Origin of the sequence: Brevibacillus fortis (assembly GCF_046196545.1) — a bacterium.
GTDB classification, from domain to species: Bacteria; Bacillota; Bacilli; order Brevibacillales; family Brevibacillaceae; genus Brevibacillus; species Brevibacillus fortis_A.
In genome coordinates, this window is the sequence record NZ_CP176370.1 from 5,642,501 (window position 1) to 5,663,261 (window position 20,761).

General features: G+C 48.4%; 19 protein-coding genes (1 of these 19 only partly in view). 5 read left to right on the plus strand and 14 right to left on the minus strand.

Going from position 1 to position 20,761, the window contains the following annotated elements:
• The 6 genes from ACKKE8_RS27435 to ACKKE8_RS27460 all read right to left on the minus strand — a co-directional run.
• Nucleotides 1-179: the 5' end (the start) of a hypothetical protein gene (locus ACKKE8_RS27435; protein ID WP_409175789.1), read on the minus strand. Its footprint begins 211 nt before the window's first position; only the first 179 of its 390 coding nucleotides appear in the window; its start codon is at nt 177-179; its stop codon lies off the left edge, out of view.
• 19 nt (nt 180-198) lie between these two features.
• Nucleotides 199-552 carry a hypothetical protein gene (locus tag ACKKE8_RS27440; RefSeq protein WP_409175790.1) on the minus strand — a complete coding sequence of 118 codons (354 nt, stop codon included), beginning with the start codon at nt 550-552 and terminating at the stop codon, nt 199-201.
• Between the two features lie 154 nt (nt 553-706).
• Nucleotides 707-2,092, minus strand: coding sequence for a ribonuclease H-like domain-containing protein (locus ACKKE8_RS27445; protein ID WP_409175791.1), 1,386 nt, complete (start codon nt 2,090-2,092; stop codon nt 707-709).
• Nucleotides 2,082-4,364, minus strand: coding sequence for a DEAD/DEAH box helicase (locus ACKKE8_RS27450; protein WP_409175792.1), 2,283 nt, complete (start codon nt 4,362-4,364; stop codon nt 2,082-2,084). The genes ACKKE8_RS27445 and ACKKE8_RS27450 overlap by 11 nt, the downstream gene beginning before the upstream one ends.
• Before the next feature lie 526 nt (nt 4,365-4,890).
• Entirely contained in the window at nt 4,891-5,034 is a 144-nt protein-coding gene (locus ACKKE8_RS27455; RefSeq protein ID WP_409175793.1) for an NAD(P)-dependent oxidoreductase, read from the minus strand.
• Nucleotides 5,035-5,155: 121 nt separating this feature from the next.
• Nucleotides 5,156-5,743 (minus strand): TetR/AcrR family transcriptional regulator, encoded by a 588-nt coding sequence (locus tag ACKKE8_RS27460; protein WP_409175794.1) that lies wholly within the window; start codon nt 5,741-5,743, stop codon nt 5,156-5,158.
• Nucleotides 5,744-5,898: 155 nt separating this feature from the next.
• On the opposite strand from ACKKE8_RS27460, the gene ACKKE8_RS27465 reads away from it, so the two are divergent.
• Nucleotides 5,899-6,462 carry a hypothetical protein gene (locus ACKKE8_RS27465; protein WP_409175795.1) on the plus strand — a complete coding sequence of 188 codons (564 nt, stop codon included), beginning with the start codon at nt 5,899-5,901 and terminating at the stop codon, nt 6,460-6,462.
• A 51-nt stretch (nt 6,463-6,513) separates the two neighbouring features.
• Here ACKKE8_RS27465 and ACKKE8_RS27470 read toward each other — a convergent pair whose 3' ends face one another.
• A complete protein-coding gene (locus ACKKE8_RS27470) occupies nt 6,514-7,275 on the minus strand; it encodes a DUF4241 domain-containing protein (RefSeq protein WP_409175796.1) in 762 nt (253 codons plus the stop codon).
• 181 nt (nt 7,276-7,456) lie between these two features.
• On the opposite strand from ACKKE8_RS27470, the gene ACKKE8_RS27475 reads away from it, so the two are divergent.
• On the plus strand, nt 7,457-8,635 hold the full coding sequence (locus ACKKE8_RS27475; RefSeq protein ID WP_409175797.1) for an oxalate decarboxylase family bicupin: 1,179 nt from the start codon (nt 7,457-7,459) through the stop codon (nt 8,633-8,635).
• Between the two features lie 39 nt (nt 8,636-8,674).
• On the opposite strand, the gene ACKKE8_RS27480 is transcribed toward ACKKE8_RS27475, so the two are convergent.
• The 6 genes from ACKKE8_RS27480 to ACKKE8_RS27505 form a co-directional block, all read right to left on the minus strand.
• Nucleotides 8,675-9,748: a glycerophosphodiester phosphodiesterase gene (locus ACKKE8_RS27480; protein WP_409175798.1), complete on the minus strand. Its 1,074-nt coding sequence runs from the start codon at nt 9,746-9,748 to the stop codon at nt 8,675-8,677.
• 192 nt (nt 9,749-9,940) lie between these two features.
• A complete protein-coding gene (locus ACKKE8_RS27485) occupies nt 9,941-11,170 on the minus strand; it encodes an MFS transporter (protein WP_409175799.1) in 1,230 nt (409 codons plus the stop codon).
• Nucleotides 11,171-11,235: 65 nt separating this feature from the next.
• A complete protein-coding gene (locus tag ACKKE8_RS27490) occupies nt 11,236-11,835 on the minus strand; it encodes a TetR/AcrR family transcriptional regulator (RefSeq protein ID WP_409175800.1) in 600 nt (199 codons plus the stop codon).
• 196 nt (nt 11,836-12,031) lie between these two features.
• Nucleotides 12,032-13,237 (minus strand): chromate transporter, encoded by a 1,206-nt coding sequence (locus ACKKE8_RS27495; RefSeq protein ID WP_409175801.1) that lies wholly within the window; start codon nt 13,235-13,237, stop codon nt 12,032-12,034.
• Between the two features lie 121 nt (nt 13,238-13,358).
• Nucleotides 13,359-15,158, minus strand: a complete 1,800-nt coding sequence (locus tag ACKKE8_RS27500; protein ID WP_409175802.1) for a DUF2201 family putative metallopeptidase — start codon at nt 15,156-15,158, stop codon at nt 13,359-13,361.
• 3 nt (nt 15,159-15,161) lie between these two features.
• Nucleotides 15,162-16,226, minus strand: a complete 1,065-nt coding sequence (locus tag ACKKE8_RS27505) for an AAA family ATPase (protein ID WP_409175803.1) — start codon at nt 16,224-16,226, stop codon at nt 15,162-15,164.
• A gap of 247 nt (nt 16,227-16,473) precedes the next feature.
• On the opposite strand from ACKKE8_RS27505, the gene ACKKE8_RS27510 reads away from it, so the two are divergent.
• Together ACKKE8_RS27510 and ACKKE8_RS27515 are read left to right on the plus strand one after the other, a co-directional pair.
• Nucleotides 16,474-17,436, plus strand: coding sequence for a hypothetical protein (locus ACKKE8_RS27510; protein ID WP_409175804.1), 963 nt, complete (start codon nt 16,474-16,476; stop codon nt 17,434-17,436).
• A 160-nt stretch (nt 17,437-17,596) separates the two neighbouring features.
• Nucleotides 17,597-19,144 carry a vWA domain-containing protein gene (locus ACKKE8_RS27515; RefSeq protein WP_409175805.1) on the plus strand — a complete coding sequence of 516 codons (1,548 nt, stop codon included), beginning with the start codon at nt 17,597-17,599 and terminating at the stop codon, nt 19,142-19,144.
• Between the two features lie 9 nt (nt 19,145-19,153).
• On the opposite strand, the gene ACKKE8_RS27520 is transcribed toward ACKKE8_RS27515, so the two are convergent.
• A complete protein-coding gene (locus ACKKE8_RS27520) occupies nt 19,154-19,765 on the minus strand; it encodes a DedA family protein (protein ID WP_409175806.1) in 612 nt (203 codons plus the stop codon).
• A gap of 132 nt (nt 19,766-19,897) precedes the next feature.
• Between ACKKE8_RS27520 and ACKKE8_RS27525 the strand changes: the two genes are divergently transcribed.
• Nucleotides 19,898-20,746: a helix-turn-helix domain-containing protein gene (locus ACKKE8_RS27525; protein ID WP_409175807.1), complete on the plus strand. Its 849-nt coding sequence runs from the start codon at nt 19,898-19,900 to the stop codon at nt 20,744-20,746.
• Nucleotides 20,747-20,761 lie beyond the last annotated feature (15 nt).

Below are 20,761 nucleotides of genomic sequence, written 5' to 3' on the forward strand. Positions count from 1 at the left end.
AAAAAAGAAGTGTGCTTGCATTTTACATCGTCAATAAACGTACAAATCATCGGTATGTTTTCAAATCCGTTTACAGCAAGCTCCCAATCTTGCTCTGGGATCTTTTCATTACTGTATGCCCATGTTTTTATTTCTTCTGGACTTGGGTTCCAAGCATGTTGTAGATCTTTAAAAATCATTCCATCCTCCCTTGTTACGTCAAGGAGCAGTTTGCAGTTTCAGCATGATTTGTTCGTGATGCTCTCCCCGATCATCTGTCCATTTTATATTCATTTTCAAATCTGAGAAGTAATATTCGAGTTGTTCTTTCGGTGTATCTTTTCCAGGAAAATCGGGTGAGAGGAGGTTCGGGTACTTCTGAAAAAGCAGTAGCTGCTGCTTTTGGTTGATCTTTTCCAGATCAATTTGATTGAGGTTGCTAGCCCTACTCCCGTTGACTAAATCGGCTTCGGCATACAGCTTCGTTACTTGATTCTCCATTTTCTTTGTCAAATAAAATGGGTAGGCAACTGTTGTGTGTTCACTCTCAATCGGCCTGATCTCCATGACCACGATCCATTATCGCTCTCCCCCGTAAACGTATGCACCCAATCATCATTCGCAGAGCAACCGCCAAGAAGTAGAAACACCATCAGAAACAAGACAATGTGCCTCATCCCAATCCCCTTCAGATGGTTACGTCTTCAGACTACGGTCCCCATTACTCTTACTCATCCGCCCAATCCAAAAATCCGGACAACAGGCTCTCTTCTTCCGCTTCATTTCCCCGAAGCTTCCCTTCCAACCGATCGATTCGCTTGTGATATGCCTCTGCATCTGCCTTAGACCTGTTTCGCAACAGACTCCCGCGCTTCTTCCACTGCTCATACGCTTGCTTCGTATAGTGCAAAGCCTTTTCCCAATCCTTCAACTGGTGCTCGTACAGTTTGGCAGCCTCAATATACACCTCTTCCGGGACATACCCGGTGGACTGAATGCACGACTCCCAAACGGTTAGGGCTTGGTGCCAATCCTTTTGCTTTTTGTACAAATGACCAATGGCGAGCTTGGCCCGGTTACTCCACGCATGCTCACTGTCTGCGACGAGACGATAGCCTGACATAGCCGCTTCCTGATCCCCAAGCACGTCGTACCATCTGGCAATTTCGTAGCTTTCTTCGAGAGATGCCGTTACACTCCCTTGCCCTACCAATAGCCGCGTCATGTGAATGTACATCGTGATCAGAGACAGGACGTCCGTCTCATTATGTCGCAGCACGCCTTCGATGACATCAGGGTCTTGGGCATGCAAAAAGTCGAAATACCGCACCGGTGCCAAATAGCCGGGCAAATCATCCTCGCGAAAAACATCCAGCTTTTCCTGCTCGATGATACCCAATCGGCACGATTCCAGCTCCGCCTTCCACAGTCTCCTCGCCCCGTGCAAAAGGTCAAAATGACCAAAGGTAGGCAAAGCAGGCACTTGATCGCGCACCAGTGTATGCCTCGTTCGCACCTGCGGCCAGTCAAAGGACTTTCCGTTAAAGGTCACCAGATGCGAGGACTTCTGTGCTTGCTCTAAAAACGATTGGTACAAGGTCACCTCTGCATGCGGGCCCGGGAGAAAATGCTGGCGCACCACGACGTGCTCCCCCTCGAAACGACTGTACCCCAAAAGAAAAATCGCATTGCCTGCCCCGCCTGACAGCCCTGTCGTCTCCGTATCAAAAAACAGCAAGTCTTCTGGCTTCCTGCCCGCAGCGGACAGCGGATGCTCTCGACCAGCCGCCTCCCACATACGGATCGCCTCATGCAGCTCGGAAAAGGCGTAAGCGCCATGCTCTTGATCGATCGGATAGCGAACCTCGCGAATCATGACGTACTCGTCATCCCAGATGTAGGGCGATGCCTGCATTTCCTTCCACTTGTCGGCAAAAGGTATCTGTAGCTCGGCGTTGCTATCTGCGGGTACAACCGCCCTCGGCTCTTCCCCCTTCTCTTTCTGGAGAATGAGTGTTTCCGATTCGACTGTTTCGACTGCTGGCGCTACCGCTTTGTCCGTTTCCAGCGAGAGATGTCCCTTCATCCGTTGCAACTTGGATTTAAGAGACATAAGTGCTTCCCCCTTGAGCGATTCGCAGCAAGGTCATGGCTAGCCCCTTGCTGCCGTCATCTGTCGCTCCCACACAAGATGGACAGCCTGACTCACACGGGCAAGAGACAATCATCCGCTCTGCCTGGGTCAAAATCGTCTCCATTTCCTTATACACCTGCTCGCTCAAGCCGATGCCTCCCGGATAACGATCGTACAGAAAAATCGTCGGCTGCTGCGAATGAACGGCCTTTCGTTGCGGTATCACGTGCAGGTCCATCGGGTCGCACATGACAAACAGCGGAGCTACGTGCTGCAACACATGCGCCAAACCAACCAAGCCGCGTTCTACATCCTCTGTCCCGATCTCGCCGAGCAGCGCTTCGGAAAAGCCGATCCACGCTGCATTTGTATGCAGTTCCTCTTCCGGCAAATGAATCGGTCCCGAGCCGATGTTTTCATGCGTTTCGAACTTGATTTTCTTAAAGATCGTCGCCATCGCATTTACAGCTACTTCTCCATAAACCAACGTGCTCTGCGCATGGAGACGGGACTGATCCTGCTCCAATACCTTCAGCGAGACGGCCAAGTTTGCATCTGTGTAATAATCGACCTGCACTTCCCGGACGTACGCCTTCTTTTCCTCATAGTCCAGCTTTTCCACCTGAAATTGCGTCCCTTGATGCAGATAGATGGCCTCGTCATGCAAGAGCGTCATGGAGCTGAAACGGTCCATTTCCCCGATGACACGCTCATTTCCCCGTTCACTGATGTCGATGATCACGACATTTTCCTGCGAGGCTGACCGCAGACTGATGTTGTGGGCCGGGAATGAATCGTTCATCCAGAACCACTTGCCCCGCGAGTAATGCAAGACCTGCTCCTCGGTCAAGAACTCCAGAATTTCCACGATTTCCGCGCGTCCGAAGGTATCACCCTCACGAAACGGCAGCTCGTAGGCCGCACATTTGAGATGATCCACCAAAATGATCAGGTTATCGGGATTGATCCGTGCTGTCTCAGGACTGCGGTCGAAAAAGTACTCTGGATTGGCGATTACATACTGATCCAACGGCGTGGAGCTGCCGACCATAACGACTACGGATTCCCCCTGCCGTCTTCCTGCCCGTCCTGCCTGCTGCCATGTGCTTGCGACCGAGCCCGGATAGCCAGTAATGACACATGCCTGAAGCTGCCCGATATCTACCCCAAGCTCCAGCGCATTGGTGCTGACCACGCCCATAATGTCTCCATTGCGCAAGCCGCGTTCGATCTCTCTGCGCTGGCTCGGCAAATAGCCGCCGCGATACCCTTGGATCGTTTTTGGCCCGAGCTTGCGGCGAATCAACTCCTGCAAATACGTCAGCAAAATCTCTACACGTACACGGCTTCTTGCAAACAAAATCGTCTGTATGCCATTGATCAAAAATTGCTCGGTAATGTCTCGCGCCTCCAATGTGGCACTGCGTCTAATATTGAGCTGCTTATTGACCACAGGCGGGTTGTAGAAAAGGAAATGCTTGATGCCAGACGGAGCACCATTGTTGTTGACCAGCTCTACCTCTTCTTCTGTCAAAGCTTCTGCCAATTGCTTCGGGTTGGCGATAGTAGCCGATGTACAAATAAATTGCGGGTGGCTCCCATAAAAGGCACAAATGCGCTTCAACCGCCGAATAACATTGACGACATGACTGCCAAAAACACCGCGATATGTATGCAGCTCGTCAATCACGATATATTTGAGATGTTCGAAAAAGGACACCCACTTGGTGTGATGGGGCAAAATGGCGGAGTGCAGCATGTCTGGGTTGGTGATGACGATATTTCCTGCCTTCCGTACCATCTGCCGGATATTTGCAGGTGTATCACCATCATATGTTTCGGATTTGATTGAAAGGCCCATTTCCGTAATTAGCTCGTGCAGCTCCGACTTTTGATCCTGTGCCAAAGCCTTGGTTGGGAACAAGTAAAGAGCCCGAGCCTGTGTGTCTTCCGATAGCGTCTGGAGGATCGGCAAATGATAGCACATGCTTTTTCCAGAAGCCGTGGGCGTAACCGCTACGATGTGTTTACCTTCGCGAACATGGCGAAAAGACGTTTCTTGATGCGTGTATAAGGAGGGAATGCCTCTATTCTTCAGGGCATCTCGAATTCGTCCGTCCAGTTCATCTGGAAATGGAACAGACTTTGCTTCACGAGCAGGAATGACCCTCCAATGCGCAATGTTATCGCGAAATCGTTCGTCTGTTTTTATGTGATCCAATATGGCTGCGATATCTTTTTTCACATTCATTTTCGTCACCTTCTTGTTACCATTTTACGAATGGACGTTCGGCATGTAAACATGAATAATGATCCACACTTTGAACTCATGTTGTGGACGAGCTAAAGTCGAGGGATAATCCTTTCTTTTAAGGCAGATTAGCTTTTTAATATCTATAATATTAATTGGAGGTGATTACCCTTGATGTTAGAATTAGTAATTCTCCCTTTGATATTTGCTTTGCTATTACCCATCGCATTCAGTGTAAAAAGAATTACAGTGCAAAATGATAAAATAATTAAACTCCTAGAAGAATTGAAAAAGCGTTAAAAGCTATTTCTAAAATCGCTATGTATTGCACCAACTTTATCGACAAAGTCCCAAGGCATGGCAAAGTGAACAAAAAATGCTGAGCTCCCCTTACGTCCGGATACGATTTCACGCGCGGAAGTAAAGCTGGAGGTAATGGGGGAAATCTGTCAAAGATTCGAGAGCATTAAAACGAACCGGAACCAGTCTATGATGACTTATCCCGGCTTTTTTTTGTTTAGGAAAGCTAATTTAAATGATTATGCGGCGTCAAAACTACATTTTGCAAGGCGCGCAGTTCACTGTCGACGTTGAGAGGCTCTACTGTGAATACATCGAGGCAAGCTCCGCCAATGTTCAGTACTTCGATTAACTGTGTATCAAAGCCCATTGTGTTCTTTGTAAACCAGCGCACACACGAAAAAAAGCAATCAGATCAACCTTTCCTTAATCCGATTGCTTTTCTTTATAAGAGTATTTGTATGTGTTTCTTAAAAGAAGTGTAAAGACCATTATTGAAACAAGGATGCAAGATGATGCTCCAACACTTTCGTAATCCATTCCCCATCGACACGCTGCGGTTCGAGATAGGCATGCAGCGCCAGACCATCGATGACGGCATAGAGCTTTTCTGCTTCCAGGTCTTTGTCCAGCTCTTTGCGTAATAAATTCAGTTGATCGGCAGAATCCAACAGCTTGCGGACACCGGCATAGATCCCGTCGTGCTGTGCATCAAAGCCTTCTTTCTTGTGTCGGAAGTACACGGTAAAAGCAAACCACACTTCCATTTCGACCATCTTTTCTTGATTCGTAGGGAGAAGCTCCAGAAAGATTTTGGTGATTCTCTCTTTTGGCGGCCATTTTTCATTGGCGGAGATTTCAGCAATTCGAGCAGTCGCCCTCTCTTTTACGAGCTGCATGGCATACATCAGCAATTCATCCTGTGTTGCGAAGTAATGTCGCAGAGCACCTAATGAAAGTCCCGCTTCTTTTGCGATGCCCCTTACCGTCGCTCCCTCCATTCCTTGCTCGACAATGACACGCCATGTTGCTTCTGCTATTTGTTCTCTTCTTTTCTCATGATCAATTATTTTTGGCATAGTTGTATTTTAACAAGATTTGCAAAGGACAAGCAACTTTAATAATACGATTGTATTATTTTAAATTCGATGATAAAATTCTTTTTGTTAGCACAAATGTATTATAAAAACTTCTCATGCAGGAGAAGAAACTTCCTAAAAGGGGACCTATACTAGTGAATTTTGTTGCATGGATGATTGTCGCATGCGAAATTGCATTTTGGGTGGTCATTGTACTTGGCCTTTTCACAAGGTACGTGCTCAAACAAAAAAAGGCCGGGCTTTTTCTTCTCGCCCTGACACCTGTTGTTGATGTGGTTTTGCTCGTCGTCACGAGCGTGGATTTGTATCGTGGAGCTACCGCTACGATTCCTCATGCGCTGGCTGCTGTTTATATCGGGGTATCGCTTGCGTTTGGGAAAAGCATGATTCAATGGGCGGATGATAAGTTTCAGCAATACGTCACTAAGCAAGGTACGGCGAAGCCCAAGTTATACGGCATGGAGTACGCCAAGCATTACGCCAAAAGCTGGTTTAGACATCTCTTCTCCTATGTAATTGGGGCGGCTCTCTTAGCGGGGACCATCTACTTTATCGATGATGCGGAAAGAACTGCTTCTTTATGGCATATTCTCCGGCTATGGACCGTTGTTCTGGGGATTGATCTGTTGATTACAGCCAGCTATTTTCTCTTTCCAAAGAAAGATAATCGAGACACTGCTTCCAGAAATGATTGGTGATTTGCCCATGAGTGATTCCTATTACAAGAATCACTCATGGGCTCCTTTTATTTATGCATAGCTTTCGTCTTCGCTGTCATCCTCACCAAATGCAAGTTCGATATAAATAAATTGAATCACCAGCTGGCATATTTGATCGTTTTCATCCAACCCAAAATAGACAGGATAGGCTCCGTCTCCAAATCCCGTCTGAATCATCGGAACGGATAAATCGGTGCCTGGTATCGTCCAGTTTATATAATCTCCAGCGCTTCTTTGGTATTTTGGATTGTCCTTGTAACTTTGTGCAAAAGCACCAGCGAAATAATCGTCATAAATATTGCCGTCTGGATTCTCTTTTTTCCAGCTATCATAAAAATCCAGATAAGCATCTCTCGTTTTGACATCTACCACAGTAGCCAAGCCTGCATCCACATTAAATCCAAAATATTCGCCTTCCCCAAGATTTTCGAAATCCTCGTCTCCAATGAGGGCTTCCGTAAATTTTTGGGGAGTTTTATCTGTGAACTCCACCTTAGCAGCTGCATACCTGTAATGGTCTTCTTCAACGGTTACCACACAAACGGTTAATGGGAAGGTTCCTGTAGGGACTTTTCGAAAATACGGGGCACTATTTCTCTCTAAATACACAAGCGGATCACGAACGATGATGTCTCCAGTGGGAATCGTGATTTCCCCCAAAGAAAGCAAGTTGATTGGCTTCCCACTGATCTCCTTTGATGTGAAATAGGTGTGTAAATCAACAAGAGGCTCTAACATCTGTTTTTTTTGTTCATATCGTGCTAACCATTGATCATTTGGAATCTTATTCATCTTTATACCCATCCTACTATTGTCAATTTGTCAATCACTCCTAAAATTATACAAAATCACCCATAGAAACGGTAGCACGGCTTGAATGTTTGCATAACGGGCAAGCCGATGCATAGGCATGGTTAGTGGATGAAGTACGACAAAACCTATGCCTGTCCAAGGATGAAGGAGGTTGCCCCGAATGAATCCGTCAGACAAAGGGAATCAAATTCCGCAGCCGATGAGAAGTGACGGGACCGGATGGGTCGATCTCGGCCCACGGAACGTCATGCGTGATCGGCAAAATCCGAATATGCTAGTTCCTCCCGTCACAGATGCGGGCTTGCTGCCCAATCTGAAATTTTCCTTCTCCGATGCCTTCATGACGTTAAATCATGGAGGTTGGTCCCGGGAAGTCACCATACGCGAGCTGCCAATCGCCACTACACTTGCGGGTGTAAACATGAGCCTGACCCCAGGCGGAGTTCGCGAGCTGCACTGGCATCAGCAGGCGGAATGGGCTTACATGCTGCTCGGTCGTGCACGAATTACGTCCGTTGACCAACGTGGACGGAATTTTATCGCAGATATCGGCAAAGGCGATCTATGGTATTTCCCTCCCGGCATCCCCCACTCGATACAAGGACTTGAGGAAGGCTGCGAGTTTTTGCTCGTTTTCGACGATGGGCATTTTTCCGATCTGAATACGCTATCGATCTCCGATTGGTTTGCTCATACGCCAACAGATGTGCTTTCCGCAAATTTCGGTGTACCAGAATCAGCCTTTGCCGACATTCCCGACAAGCAAGTGTACATTTATCAGAGTGAGGTTCCGGGTTCTATCGAAGCAGATGAAGTGGAATCTCCGTACGGAACCGTCCCCCTCCCTTTTTCCCATCGTTTACTCGCCCAACGCCCCCTCATTACACCTGGAGGCAGTGTGCGCATCGTCGATTCCCGCAACTTTCCGATCTCCAAAACAATCGCGGCAGCACTCGTAGAGCTACGACCCGGGGCCATGAGAGAGCTGCATTGGCATCCCAATAACGACGAGTGGCAATATTACATTTCAGGCCAAGCGCGGATGACCGTTTTTACCGGAAACGGAAACGCCCGAACGTTTGACTACCAAGCGGGTGATGTCGGTTACGTTCCTTTTGCGACAGGGCATTATATCCAAAATACAGGAACGGAAACGGTATGGTTTTTGGAAATGTTCAAGAGCGACCGCTTTGTCGATGTGTCACTGAATCAATGGATGGCGCTCACCCCGCATGAGCTCGTCGCTTCCAATCTGTGTGTAGGTCCTGAATTGCTAGATGCTTTGCGCAAGGATAAATGGCCCGTTGTCAAATATCCTGGATATGGTTATGTCCCGTGAATGCAAGAAAAGACCAGCCCGAATGGACTGGTCTTCTTTTTACTTCTCTTTTTTGGGAGTCTTGTAGCTCTTCGGTTGCTTCAGACCACGCTGCTCCATGACCTCACGCAGACGGTCCGGGTAATCCGTAATGATCCCGTCTACGCCATCGTCGATCAGCTTGTTCATCGTAGGTGCGTCATTGACCGTCCACGGAATCACCTTCATCCCGACCTTGTGCGCGTCCTCTACCATTTTCTTCGTGACATAGGGCACATAATTCTCGTCGGTGACTTTGCCGTTTTGTGGAGAGCCATGCACGGGGGAGATCGCGTCTGCACCGAACGAGTGTGCCGCCGCCACGAGGTCTCCTCCAAAGTCGTCAATATCGATTCCGCCCAACCACGGTGAAGCTCCTGGCCTACCTGGTTGCAGGAATTGATCGCCGTTCGTCAGTGCCACGATTGGCAAGCGCGGCTCGACCTCTCTCATCCGCATGAGCGCCCCCCAGTCAAAACTCTGGATCGATACCCGATCAAGCATCCCGGCATCGCGTACTTCGCGAGCGACGATCTGCACGAAATCTTCACGCGGGGCGGTTTGTTCCGGCGCTCCCGCCTCTACCTTCGTCTCGATATTCATCCACACATGATTGGCCTTGTAGTCCTTGACGAGATTAAATACGTCGCTCAATAGCGGCATCCCGGCACCTGGGCTTGGACGCTGCCCTGGGTATTGCGGCAATGTCTGTGTGCCACAGTCCAGCGTGCGTACTTGGTCGAGAGTCAGGTCCTTTATGTACTTGCCAACATACGGGTACTCAGGATCGCCAGCAAAAAGTGGGCCTGTGTCCCGGCACTTGGCACCCGAAATCTTGCGGTCATGCGTAATCACTGCCTGCTTGTCCTCCGTGATTTGCACGTCGAGCTCGAGTGTGCTTACTCCTAATTCAAGGGCGTGGGAGAACGATGCCAATGTGGATTCTACTGTGAGTCCGAGGCCGCCACGGTGAGCTTGAAGATCGAACTCTTTCGGAGAAGTTTTTGACCAGTGCGGATTGCCAGCGGCAGTAGCAATTGGTGCTACACACACCATAAGGGCAGCAGTTGCTATCATTACTTTGTTTCTCATCATTTGCTTCACTCCTTAAAGTATGGCTTACTGGTTTCACTATAAATGAAGGATGTTAATTTCTATTTCTATCTCTATTAAGTAATCATGAAAGATTTATGTACCCGAATAATGGAACAGCGGCGAACCAAGACCTAAACATAAAGTCTTAGACTCGCCGCTGTTTTATTCAGCTGTCGTATCCCGTTCACTTCATCATCCATGAATGGACGCTTGACTGGAAGCCGCATTGGCATCCTTCAGGTTGCGATTTTTAACCCCTAGCGATAAGACGAAACAGATAAGCAAAATCATACACGCTAGCGCATACGGATAGTTGATATCCACATCGAATAAAAATCCAGCTACGATAGGACCTGCAATATTGCCAAGACTGGTAAAGGCTGAGTTAAGGCCAGCAACATAACCCTGTTGATCCTTTGCAAGCATCGACATTTGGGTACTGATGGCCGGTCGCAAAATATCTATCGCCAGAAATACGATAAAGGTAACGGCAAAAATCATCCAAAATCCGTGAACAAAAAGCGTCAGGACAATAAACAAACCAGCAAAGAGCAGACAGACTGAAATGACCCTTTTCTCGCCAAAGCGATTCATAATCCAGCTGAAGGCAGTAAGCTGGACCACTGCGCCTGCTATTGACCCGAATGTAATGATAAAGGCGATATCTTTCGGCTCAAATCCAAACTTATGGTCGACAAACAATGAAAAGACAGTTTCAAAATTAGCCAGTCCGAAAGACATGACAAACACAATGATCAAACTGAAAAAATAAGGCTCTCGATAGGAGTACATTAACTGGGAAAGAAGACTGCTTCGTTGTTTTTCACTAGAAAGAGAGTCAGATAATGATTCTTCCGTAGGCTTGGATTCCTTAAGAATGAAGAATGTGATGCATGCAGCAATTATTCCCGCAATTGCTGCCGAATAGAAGGGTACGCGAATACCGAATTCAGCAATGTATCCTCCAATGCCTGGACCGATAATAAAACCAGTAGTAATGGCTGCCGTAATATATCCCATCCCGGCCGCTCTTTCTTCATTCGTTGTAATATCTGCTGAGTAAGCCATTACGGCCGGCATAATCAGTGCCGCGCTGATGCCACCTAACAACCTAGAAACAAACAGCAGGACTGGGGAATTCGCTATACCGAACATCGCTTCTGAGATAGCAAACACGACCAAGCCGATCACAATGATCCTTTTTCTTCCGAATGAATCGGCCCATCGCCCAGCAATTGGGGAAAAAAGAAGCTGTGTCAGCGAAAAGGCTGCAACTAACAGGCCGATAGTCCCCCCGGTAATTCCCAAACTCTCCATGTATTTTGGCATAATCGGTATAACAAGCCCGATCCCCGTAAAGACAAGGAAAATATTGAACATCAGAATCAATAGGGCTCCCTGATTTTTTAATAATAAAGCCATTTTCTATTCCTCCAATCCATCACTAAAACACTGAATATCTATTCTAGATAATTGCGTAAAAAAAGCTAGCGGGACGGTTTCACAATACCAAACAAAAACACATCCATCGCTAACCGAAAAGTCGCCAGCGCTTCCTCACGTTCCATTCGTCGCGAGTGTTGATTTAAACCAAACATCAGGCTGTCCAGGATAATGGCGACTCCGGTTACATTGGTCATTTCAAATTCGCCGTTGTCGATCCCCTTCTGGAGCAACTGCTGATTAAAGTCAATGTACCCTTGGATCATTTCGTTGATACGCTCCTCCACATCCGAAGGCTTCTCCGACATGTCGAAAAATTCATCAGCAGCCTTGGTCAGCGGATGGTTCATAAAATCGGTCGCAAAATGTTCAGCCATTCCATACAATTTATCGATCGAGGTCGTGTAGAGCTGTTCCTTGGCCAGCCATTTCTCTTCCCATTCGCTGTTCCAAACTTCAATGAGATGTAAAAACAGCCCTTCCTTGCTCTTGAAATGATAATAAATGTTACCGCCGCTATATCCAGTAGCTTTCACGATATCTTCTATTGATGTGGCCTTGTAGCCTTTTTGCATAAATAAAATTCTGGCCGCATCTGCTATTTTCTTCTTTGTCTGTTCCGTTTGCTGCTTCTTTTTATTCAATGCTCCTTCACCAACTTCCATCCAACAATACTGAACTTTCATTCAGTATTATAAGCGTTACAAACATACTTGGCAAACCTGAAGAGCATTTTGGTTTGAGTCAACATAGTGGAGGAGAAGAAAAAGCACAGGTCTCTAGGACTCTGACACGCCAGCAGGGGGGATTCACTGGCCGTCTCTAAAAGCTGACGTCAGTCTAAGACAGCAACAGACCGCACAAAGCCCCCGTAACCACAACCAGCCATGGCGGCAGCTTCCAGTGCTCCAGCATGATAAACAAAATAGCCGCTACGATAAAATCCAATGGAGCAAGAATCGTACTCGTCCAAATCGGATCGTACAGGGCTGCGAGTAAAATACCGACGACTGCTGCATTCACACCTACCAGCATTCCTTGGATTTTAGAATTTCTCCTCAAGGTATTCCAAAACGGCAATGCACCGATGACGAGCAAAAAGGCCGGTAGAAATATCGCAATCGTAGCTACTGCTGCACCGATTCCTCCTGCAATCATTGCTCCCAGATAAGCGGCAAACGTAAATAACGGCCCCGGTACTGCTTGTGTAGACCCGTAGCCTGTCAGAAAAGCTTCTTGGGTTACCCAGCCTGTCGGGATCACCTCCCTCGCAAGCAAAGGCAATACAACATGCCCCCCACCAAAAACAAGTGAGCCCGCACGGTAAAAGCTCTCAAACAACGCTAGCAAGGAAAAGCCTGTGCTCTCTCGGAGGATGGGCAGCACAAGCAAAAGTCCGAAGAAAACGATCCAACACGCCATTGCTAGTGCACGACTGATCGGTACACGAAATTCAGGGAGATCCGAAACTTTTTGTTGCCGGAAGAAAAGCAATCCTGCTATTCCTGCTAGAATCATGACTGTGACCTGACTCCATGCAGAATGCCACAACAACGTGATGGTAGCAGCGCTGATCGCGATCGTCACCCGTGTTCGATCCGGGGCAAGCTTTTGTCCCATCCCCCATACGGCATGAGCAACAATCGCGACAGCTACTAATTTGAGACCGTGAATCCAAGAAGCACTGCCACTGTCCACTCCTTGTAAAGTGAACGCAAATAGCAGGAGCGCCAATACCGAAGGCAGAGTGAAGCCGATCCATGCAGCAACCCCTCCCCACAATCCGGCTCGCATGATTCCGATTCCGATCCCTACCTGACTGCTTGCGGGACCGGGTAGAAACTGACAGAGTGCAACCAAGTCCGCGTAGCTTTGCTCATCCATCCATTTTCTACGTCGAATGTATTCGTTGTGAAAATAACCAAGATGCGCGATGGGACCACCGAATGAAGTCAAGCCCAGTTTCGTTGAAACGAGCAAAACTTCAAGCACAGCTTTCCATCTACTTATTTGGTGCCCGGTTTCTTCTAGGAGATTATTCTTCACTTAGCTGTACACCTCCCCGGCTTTTCGTTTCATCATACAAGCTATTTTATCGCTTTTCTCACCCTTTCATTGTAAAAAGATCGTGAAAAAGGCTCCGCATCGATACGGAGCCTAAACCCTGCTATTCCATTCGAAATACCGGCCCTCTTGCCACGAACGGCAGATTACTCCCCTTCGGCAGCATGATGGCATGACTACGCGTTACTTTGATCCGATCACATTCCCCATCGGTAATGATCAAAATCGGTCCGTCCTTTGGAAAATCAGTTGCTTTCTCCAGCATGTCAATGCCCGGCTGCAGGATCGTTCCCCCGCGTCCTTTTACTTTGACGCAACCTGCAATATCCTCGGGAGAAAGGTAGCCCGCATCATACGCCTGCGCATCACAAAAAATCACGCGCGCATACGGAACATCTCGTGCTTCACTGTAGCTCGCGATCGCCCCCAATGCTTTGCCGAGCAGCTTGGTATCCATCGAGCCGGATGTATCAATCACGACGCCAAACGTGCGTGCCAGCTTATCCGTTTCCCGAAAGCTCCAGGCAGGACGGGCAATATCAGGTGTAGAGGACTGTCTGCGGCTTGCCCTTGCATACGTGCGACTCTTTTCCAACGGCGGAAAATGCTCGTCAAACCAACGGGCAAGCTGAACATCCCATGGAATAGGCGGTTGCCCCAAGGCGCGAATCTCTTCTACCAACCCCGCTGGCAAAAGCCCTCTCCCTTTCTCCTGATGGTAGATCAATCCTTGCGACATCGCATTGCGATAAAAGTCATCTAGCGTCGTTCCCGGACCCTTTTCCCAAAAACGCGGATCGTCGCCATCCAGAATATCGCCCATGCCAATTCCTCGTAAGGTGTATAGCTTGCGATACGTACGCATGTCCGTCACGACTCGATCGTAAATCGCCTCTGCCGAAAGCCCCTTCAAGTCTGGGTCGTACAGTCCGCCAATTTGCGGAAAACGTCCGACACCAAGCTCCATCAGCCATTGATTAATCACGTAATCGCAGCTGACATTCCAGTAATACGGGTCGCGTCCTTGGCAGCGCTCATGGTGGCGAAGCCCTGCGTGCAGTAGCTCGTGTGCCATCACGAATTTGCATTCCTCTTCATCCAAGCCCGCCGCAGGATTGATGAAGATTTCGTTGGATGTTACATCGATGGCTGCCACCGAGATTTGCAGCCGTTGGCAGATCTGTGAATCCTCGATAATCGTGAAATGACTCGCTAAGGAAGCCAGCAATGGATAATGATTGATGAACCAGCGCTTGGCCTTTTGTGCCTCAGATAGCTGGTTCTCTTCATTCCCGAGAGCATCGGAATAGCCGCCCGCTACGCTGACAGCACTTTGCACCGCCTGCGCCAGCCCGATCCCCAAGAGCCGTTCCCACTTCACATCGCGATTGTAGGTGTACCGGACGTATTTATCCGATAAAAGCATATCTGCCTGTTTTTCCCCGCCCGTTCCAAACAGCTTCAAATGCTCTGGCACCCCATGCTCCACGAACCAGTCATACAGTTCTTCTTCGCTCTTTCCCGATTTATCCAGCTCAAAGGCCATTTCAGCAGGAGGCTTCCCCAGCTTCATGTCTCTCAAAAAACGCGTAATATAACAATCGCATGCGATATTCCACAAAATCGGCTGCTCTTTTTCCACAAAATGTCCGAAGCCCAAATGCAGCAGCGCATGTGCGAGAACATAAATCCATTCCCCGACATCCCCTCTGCGCTTTGGATGCGCGTACAAGCTGCCTTCCCGGGTCACGACTACCCAACCGTTATCCGGACAAATACTTCGCTCGGAACGAATAAAGTGCGCTCGCGAGGACAGTGGACCAAACATCGGGTGGTGACTCAAAAAATGTACGGCCTGCTCGTAGTTTTGCGTCGACGGATCGTTTTTAACTCCTCTAGCCATTGGCTATTTGCCCTTCCTGTCCATAGCCAATCGCGGTAAATCACGAATGACCTCCACGACGAACCAGTCTGGCAATCCGTCGCCATCCTCGTGCCGCGCCACTACCATCTGTGCCATCTCCAGTGAGATGGAAGCGAGCTCCTTCAAGAGAGCTTTCGCTCGGTGGGCAAACCGTTTATTCTGCTCACCCACGGAGGCTTTATCCGATGGCAGTTCTTTTTTGATCTGCGAACGGAAAGAATCGGCCAGAAAATACAGGACGTCCCGATCCTCTGGAGCCGTCGGGAAAGAAGCCTCTCCCTCCAAAATACGGTTGAGCTGGTATTTGCCCTGAATGTTCTTGTGAAAAGCCCGAAATTGAGCAGCATGCTGGGGCGTCAAGCATCCGTAGGCCAGTACCCCCACCATCTCTGTCGTCAAGTTCTCACCGAATTCGTTCAGGGCATCAGAGAGCATGTGCCAGGAACGCGGAGTAGAAAACGGTTCCTCGCTCTTCGGTGGCTGCGACCACAAATAGTCCGGGCGCACCTCCAAAAATTGCAGCACGTAGGAATGGATGCCGTTGCTGTACGCCCAATTCATCCATTGTTCATACGAGACTAGCAATTGGACATGGAACATCCGGTTGATCAGAGCAGACGACATCGGTTTGACAATCGCGCTATCCTGCGCACGGTTTCCTGCTCCAATCACAATGGACCCTTCTGGCAGATGGTAATCCCCGATTCTCCGCTCATGAATCAGACTGTAAAACGCCTTTTGCACTTCTTGCGAGCATGCATTCAATTCGTCAAGAAACAAGCAGTACGGTTCTTCTCGCGCAATTTGCGCAGGTGGGCAAAATTTGCTTTTCCCGTCTACGATCTGCGGGACACCGATAATATCCTCAGGTGCCAGCTGACTACCCAATAACGATACGCAAGGCAGGCCCACCTGCTCGGCAAACGCCTCGACGAGAGACGACTTGCCGATTCCCGGTGCGCCCCAAATAAATACGGGACGAGCTACCGCAACGTTTAGCAGTACTTCCATCAGTTGATTTTGCGTTACTTGGATTCCTAGATTCATTTCATAACCTCTCTTGTTTGATTGATTTTTGCAGCAATCTACCTCTTTTCGTAATGGATTTCCATTGACTAGAGCGACCGTCACACCACAAATATTTCCTAATATTACAAGAAGATTGAATTAGGAGCAAGAAACAAAGGCACCGTATTGGAAGCCTTGCCTGAATAAAAACAATAAAACCGACCAATCTCCTTATGCATGGCATTGGAATAGGATGAAAATACATAAAGAAAGGAGGACGTTTCATTTGTCACAAGCAAACATCCCCAACATTACGCCGCTACTTACCATCACACAAAGCCAAGTCGCAAACTTGCTACTCGCATCCATCGCGTTGGAAGAACTTGGTCTAAGCCATATCATTAACGCAGAGGCGGAGAAGCTTCAATATGTTCTTGGCACACTCCCAGGATTAACAGGTCCCCCTGCAACCATAAGTGATTTGTTGAACGTGAATTCTAGTGTAGTAAATACACTCAGAGAGATAACAAAGAAAGAAATTCTGCTGAACAACAAGCTGAATACCGTATTATCAGCAGCGTTTATTCCTAGTCTCACAGGACCAACGGGAGCCACTGGAGCAGGTGGAGGGGGAACAGGAACAACAGGGGCGACGGGCGCTACTGGAGTCGGCGTGACCGGGGCTACGGGGACTACGGGGGCGACCGGAGCTGGAGGCACTGGAAGTACTGGTATCACCGGGGCAACAGGCGTTACTGGTGTTACAGGCGTTACTGGAGCTCCAGGAGCCACGGGTGTAACAGGCGCGACAGGTACTGTTTCCAGTGTTTTCGGTAACTTCTGGCTATCCTCCGCTATCGATATTTCGCCAAATACGATCGTCCCGCTGAATGTTTCGAATGCAGACAATTCACCTGGCTTTTTGCTGGCTGGCGGGCAAGTCACCATACCTGCAAGCGGCATCTATCTCCTCAGCTATCGTGTTACTGCTGCACAGGAGAGTGAAGTGTCTTTCATTATCAGGAGGAATGGAGCAAATATTACGGGTTCTGCTGGAACTTCAAGCAGTGCAGATAGTGCAGTGGATGGAAATGCATTCGGCATGGTTACCTCTTTCACCCGATTCGTAGCAGGTGACATCGTAGACATATTCCGTACGGGAGGTAACGCAGACCAGTTTTTGCAAAGCTTCGCAGACGGAACGACGACGGTGACCGGCTTCCTCACTTTAGTGAAAATTGCCGACTAATCCAAACATAGATTATTCCCCCACTCGGAGCAGCAGCTACGACTCGATCCTGGCTGTCGTTGCGAGTGAAGTTCTCTTACTGCGGACAAGCCTACCTCTCCTCCATATGTAACATTCCTTTTTTTCCCACGTCACATAGGCAAAGGGGGAATAACGAAAGATGAGAAAAATCGTAATCGTCAAAGTAAGTGGCATCACCATATTGGTCGCATCCCTGATCGGATGTAGCTCGAACGAACAGTTCGTATCAAGAAGCGAAAGCGGAAACAAACCAGCAGCATCTGTTGCGCAAAGTCAAAACAATCAGGTAGCCTCCAGTCCAAGTCCTCCCAGCCAACTAGCTGATTACGCGCTGAAAAAATCGGTCGATCCCCTCCCCAATGACATGTACTTCAAAGATTACGGCACCAACCAATTTGTCTCTACGGCGAAGGACCGCCTGTCTACTTTTGCCGCTGATGTAGACACCGCCTCCTACACCATGATGCGTAATTTTATAAAAGACGGAAATCTCCCACCAGCAGAAGCAATTCGGGTGGAGGAATTCATCAACTTCTTCCCCACTCCGTATCCCGCGCCTACCAATCAGACATTTGCGATTCAGGCCGATAGTGGCCCCTCTCCCTTTCAAAAAAATCTTCAAGTAGTGCGAATCGGGATCAAAGGAAAGGAATTACGCGCAGAAGAGCGGAAGCCCGCTAATCTTGTCTTTGTCATTGACGTATCTGGCTCGATGAATCGGGAAAACCGATTAGAGCTGGTGAAAAAAAGCTTACAGGTTCTTGTCGATCAACTCCACCCTACAGATTCAGTAGGGATCGTCGTCTATGGATCAGAGGGACGCGTTCTTTTGCCCCCAACCTCTACCGAAGACAAACATGCGATTTTATCAGCCATAGATGAACTGCAACCCGAAGGCTCTACTAATGCGGAAGAAGGGCTGATCCTCGGTTATGAAATGGCGGCCCGTTCCTTCAAGCCTAATGCTATTAACAGGGTGATTTTATGCTCCGACGGGGTAGCTAATGTAGGAGAAACAGGGGCCGAGGGCATTTTGCGTTCAATCGAGGACTATGCGCGAAAAGACATTTACTTGAGCACCTTTGGCTTTGGCATGGGAAATTATAATGATGTCCTGATGGAGCAGCTGGCGAATAAAGGAGAAGGCAACTACGCCTATATCGATACGTTTTCCGAGGCGCGCCGTATTTTTACGGAATCCTTGACTGGCACCCTCCAAACCATCGCTCGTGACGTAAAAATTCAGGTGGAATTCGACCCTAAGAAGGTAGACTCGTATCGCTTGATCGGCTATGAGAACCGTGATGTCCGCGACAAGGATTTTCGCAACGACAAGACAGATGCGGGCGAGGTCGGCGCTGGCCATAGTGTGACCGCTCTTTATGAAGTGAAGCTCGCTTCCCCTGCATATGCAGATCTCGGGACGGTTCGCGTGCGCTATCATCATGCCTCTTCCCAAAAAGTAGAGGAAATCTCCGAGCCCGTAAAGGTGCAAAACGCCTTGGCTCCTGATGCGACGTTCCTTGCTGCTGTAGCAGAATACGGGGAAATATTGCGGGAGAGTCCGTATGCCGAAAGAAGCTCCCTTGCCGATGTACTCAAACTGGCGGAAGCCACAGCCACTGGAGAGGAACAGCTCGAATTTGTCCGTTTGGTCAAAGATAGCATGGCAATCAGCAGGAACTAATGCTTGTTCCTAGGCTCTGGTGTCGCGTCTGTACCTCATCCAAATATAAACCATCATTCCAATCGCCGAACCGATTAGCAAAAATGTGATGCCGTAATGACGTATATAAACAACGACCTTGAGCCACTCTTTCTCAAGCGCCTGTCCTAACAGTAAAAAAGTGACACTCCAAAGAAATGCGCCGGCATAAGCAAAAATAACGAATCGTCGAAACGCCATGGCAGAGACTCCTGCCAAATAGGCGGTAATATGGCGGACGCCAGGCAAAAAATAGCCGATCAGCAACAGGTATGGACCGTACTTGGCAAACAGCTTTTGGGTTGACTCAATTTTTTTCGGCGTAATATGCATGTACGGTCCAACCTTCATAAGCAACGGCAGTCCCCACTTCCACGCGATCGCATAGCTGATCGTAATTCCTACTGCCGCTCCCAAAAAGGCGCTCAGTACTGTAAACGGCATGTGCAAAACACCGCGGGAAACCGCATAGCCAGCGTACGTCATCAGTACCTCATCGGGTATGGGGAGCCCTACAACACCAAGTGTGAGCGAAAAAAAGATGCCGACATATCCATATTTCATCAAAAAAAGATCAAGATGCTGCTCCACGGCTACCTCCAATAATGTTGTCCTACTTCATTGTATTCTCTCCCTATTCTTTGACATTCTGGCTTTTTTACAAAAAATCAGGTCAGGGCATATGGTATCCTAAAAAAGATCTTATTTCCTTTTTCAGGTGACCCCATGAACTATATGGAACAAATAACATACGCCCTTTCTTTTATCGAAAAGCAGTTAACGGAAAAAGTCACTCTCGATGAAGTGGCATCAGCCGCCGGATATTCCAAGTACCATTTTCAACGCTTGTTTTTTCACGTGACAGGAGAAACTGTCGGCCAATACATTTCAAAGAGACGCTTGACCGAGGCTGCCAAAGCGTTGTCGCTCGAACAAAAGAGCGTGACAGAAGTCGCCTTTACATATGGCTTTGATTCTCACGAAGCCTTTACTCGCGCTTTTACCAAACGCTTTGGCCTGCCGCCTTCTTCTCTTCGCCGCTCTGGAAAAATGCCGCGATACATGATGTTGGAGCGCATGGAGTTACCATACTTGGAAAATATTCAGCGACAGTCCATTGAGCCTATCTATGTCCCTGCCCACGAAGCACTGCATCTCGTAGGCTACTCCCAGATTACTTGTTCGTTACATGATATCGTCCATTGCTGGAACCAATTGGGGCAAAAAATCGACGTGCAGCCAAATCAAAAGCGTTATGGTGTCTTACGCTACCCCGATGCTTTTGGGCTGGAGCTGAGCTTTTCTTATTTTGCTGGCACGCAAACTCCGGAGCATGATGGCACAGAAGGACTGGAACCACTCACACTGCCTGCATCTAGTTATCTTGTGTTCCCTCACAAAGGATCGGTGCAAAATATCAAGCTGACGTATCAATACATTTACGGGAGCTGGATGACACACGCATCCGCATCCGACCAGCTTTATGCCCGATACGATTTTGAATACTACGACCACCGCTTTCTCGGAAATGACCATCCTGATTCGCTTTGCTTCATTTATATACCCGTTCTCGCTAAAGAATAGTTGGGTGGCGGTTCG